Annotated in this window: 3 protein-coding genes and 1 pseudogene; all 4 read left to right on the forward strand. The window is 37.0% G+C overall.

What is annotated here, in order from left to right:
* A pseudogene (locus ACFIKD_RS09065) lies at positions 1-201 on the forward strand (hypothetical protein); the annotation flags it as partial.
* Positions 202-289: 88 nt separating this feature from the next.
* Positions 290-1417 carry a N4-gp56 family major capsid protein gene (locus ACFIKD_RS09070; RefSeq protein ID WP_375647844.1) on the forward strand — a complete coding sequence of 376 codons (1128 nt, stop codon included), beginning with the start codon at positions 290-292 and terminating at the stop codon, positions 1415-1417.
* Positions 1418-1437: 20 nt separating this feature from the next.
* Positions 1438-1818 carry a hypothetical protein gene (locus ACFIKD_RS09075; protein WP_252619690.1) on the forward strand — a complete coding sequence of 127 codons (381 nt, stop codon included), beginning with the start codon at positions 1438-1440 and terminating at the stop codon, positions 1816-1818.
* A gap of 11 nt (positions 1819-1829) precedes the next feature.
* Complete coding sequence (locus tag ACFIKD_RS09080; protein WP_375631879.1) at positions 1830-2210, forward strand: hypothetical protein; 381 nt, start codon at positions 1830-1832, stop codon at positions 2208-2210.
* The last annotated feature ends 1262 nt before the right edge of the window (positions 2211-3472 follow it).

The following is a 3472-nucleotide window of genomic DNA, read 5'->3' on the forward strand; positions in this document are numbered from 1 at the left end:
CAAGCGAATAATCAAGTTGCAGAACTTCAAAGCCGTCAGAATTCTGCGAGAACCTTAACGGCATCTGGAGGAGGGGGCGTGACGGGTCCTATGACCAAAGAGACACTTGCGAATATGTCTGAGAAAGAATTCAATGCTTGGATATCAAATCCGAAGAATGAAGCCCGTTTTTATGAAATTATGGGTGCAGATCCTGATTAGGCAATAAGTTTTACAACATAATCCGCCTTGATGCGGGTTTTCCACCGGCTTTAAGCCGGTTTTTTTACAGCAAAGAAAGGTGAAATCAATGGCAACAACACATATAGGAACCCATGATCCGCAATCGGTGAAATTGTGGTCACAGAAATTAAGCAATGAAGTTTTGAAAGCGACAAAAATTGCTCCTCTGATTGGCAAAAGTTCGAACAGCATTATCCAGCTTTACAACGAAACCCATAAGAGTGCAGGGGATAGCGTTACGTTTAGTCTGCTTGTCAATCTGTTTGGGGACGGTGTCACGCAAGGCGAAACCTTAGAGGGCAATGAAGAAGCGCTTCAATTTATGAATGATCGGTTGGTGATTAACGAGCTTTTACATGCAGCACGTGTAGCGAATGATGACTCGATTGACCAACAGAGAATTCTCCCCAATTTACGGAAAAAAGCCAAAGAAGGTTTAGTTCGTTGGTATGCCAATCGTTTAAGCATCATGTTCTTTCTTCAGGTATGTGGTTATACACCCCGTACGATCAATGTTGATGGTCGAGAAGTGTATATTAAGCCGGTTCATTATGGCTTTAATGAAATCATGGCACCAAGCAGTGAACGTATTATCCGCCCAGAAGCAAAAACCAAGGATGAAGATCTTACAGAAAAAGCCAAACATAGCTTTAGTCTTAAATTGATTGATGAAGCGGTTAAACAAGCCAAACTTGCCAATCCGCAAATTTCTCCAGTTCATGTCAATGGTGATGATGTTTATGTCCTCTATTTGCATCCAACACAAGTCATGCAATTGCGAACCAATACAGCCGTTGGTGAGTGGTTAGATATTCAAAAATCGGTTTATGCAACCTCTCGTGCGAAAAACCCAATCTTTGATGGTTCACTGGGCATGTATAATGGCGTTATTTTACGTGAAGCTATTCATGTGACCCATGGTGTTAAATCGACAGATAATACAGCTGTTAAAAGTGTGCGTCGCGCGGTGTTTCTAGGGGCGCAAAGTGCTGTTATTGGTTTTGGCAAAAATCACAGTGCAACGCATTATACGCTTAAAGAAGAGTATTTTGATTATGAACGTGAATTTGGTGTTGCAGCCAAAACCTTAATAGGAATGAAGAAAACACGTTTTAAGATGCCCAATAGCGCACAAACAGCTCAAGATTTTGGAACGATTGTTATCCCCACCTACAGCGGTGAACCTGATAATTAATCATAGGGAGGAAGCAAGACATGGCAGATCAATTACCACCTCCACTACAGGGGAGAAATCTTCACACCCAACAGGTGAGTTTCTTACGTTTGAATATCTCTCATAAAGATAAGCATCTTACGGAGAAAATAGGAATTTTGCCTCGTGGCGCTTTGATCACTTCGATGAAGGCTTTTGTCAAGACCGCGTTTTCAGAAGCGAAGTTGAAGATAGGGAGCACCTATGGTGGCAATGAGTTCAGTGAAAAGGATATCAAAGCCCAAGGCACGCAAGATTTTACGCCAACAGATCAAAAGTCTTTTGTTGCAGATGATAAGGAGATGACCCTTTATGCAACACGGGATAAAACAACAGATGCTGGTGAATGTATTGTGGTTGTGCAATTTGTGACAAATCATTGAGGGGATAAGACATGGCAGATTATTTACCACAGCCCTTGCAAGGGAGAAATCTTCATACCCAGCAGGTAAGCTTTTTGCGGCTTAATTTTAGCTATGAAGATAAAGAAAACGCTATGAGAATAGGCACGCTACCTCGTGGTGCTTTGATCACTTCGATTAAAGTGTATGTCAAGACAGCATTTTCGGACACGAAGGTAAAAATAGGGTGCACTGCTGGCGGCAATGAGTTTGGTGAAGCAGAAATCAAACAACAGGCAGTAAAAGAGGTTAAGCCTACCAATCAGAAGGAGTTTATCCCTTATGATGAAGAACTTACTCTCTATGCCAAAGCGGACAAAACAGTACAAGCTGGGCAAGCAAGTATAGTCGTTGAATTCGTGACTAATCACTGAGAGGTATTTTGATGACACGTCATTATATTCGGGTTAAGACCGGAGGACCGATACCAGTAAAGCGAGATATTTATCGTCATAAGAGAACACTTTCGCACTTAGTGTCGGTCATATAAGACATAATACTAAAAAATACAATAAAGTCAATAGTTTGAGTGAAATTATTTTATATGAATCCACTTAAGAATCCACACTTTTATGCATGATTCATTTGATCATTTTTTATATAAGATTGCCATGCATGAATAGACCATAAAAAGCAAATCATGATGTAAATGTTATAACGCATGTAAACGTTCAAATGAAATGAAAAGCAGCTATCATTCATAACAGTTCATAAATTTTATGATACGTTTTTATCACTCAAATCGCATTGTTTAAAATTTAGTTGTTTGGAATTATCGATAACATACGTTTAAAGAATGGTATGAGTTTTGCTCTTTTTTGAGCGAAACCTTAAAAAGGAATAATCGTTTGAAACTGTCATAAGCTTATAGGTTTAATTTATAAAGATTGCATAAAAGGATTTAAAGATAAGATCACTTTTAAAAACGCTTTCTAAAAGTTTAGAAAATGATAAGTAATCAGCATAAATATAGTATCATTACATATAGAATGAAAATCACAATGTTATGTCTTATGAAAGGTTATGTCTTATGAAAGAGAAAGCTTTTTAATGATATAACGCAAGCAAGAAAACTTCAAAACCATTGTAACATCATAAGGTATGGGATTTTATTCAATTTTGAGTCAAAAGCTGTAATGTTTAAAGAATGCTCTATTCTAAGATAATGCCCCCAAAAATGGACCGGCTAATTTTTAAAGAAATTAGGTTTTAATGAAAAGTACAAATACACTTATGAGAACCTCTTTAAATGCACGTTTAAACGTTTGAAACATAAAATGAGATCTTTATAAGAAACGTTAAAACTTCTTTTTATCACAGTTATAACTTAGTTATCATTTGCTCTTAAGAACGTTTCATTTATGAAAAACGAAGATCTAGATTTCACAGCAGAGCAAAATCTTGAAAACCTTACATTTTATAAAAGCGTTTGTTTATTTTTCTTATGAGAGATTGTTTTGAAAACCAATGCTCGTAAATGTAAAAATGGACTTTGTTACAAACTTTCACTTAATACACATTTGCTTTATTTACGTTTCTTTTGATAAGTTTTCATATCCCTAATAGAGCGCTTGCAATATGATACGTTTTGTATATATGCATTCATTACTCCATGTGGATGATTCATTTTAATCAT

Origin of the sequence: Bartonella sp. CR84HXZ (assembly GCF_042194535.1) — a bacterium.
GTDB lineage: Bacteria > Pseudomonadota > Alphaproteobacteria > Rhizobiales > Rhizobiaceae > Bartonella > Bartonella grahamii.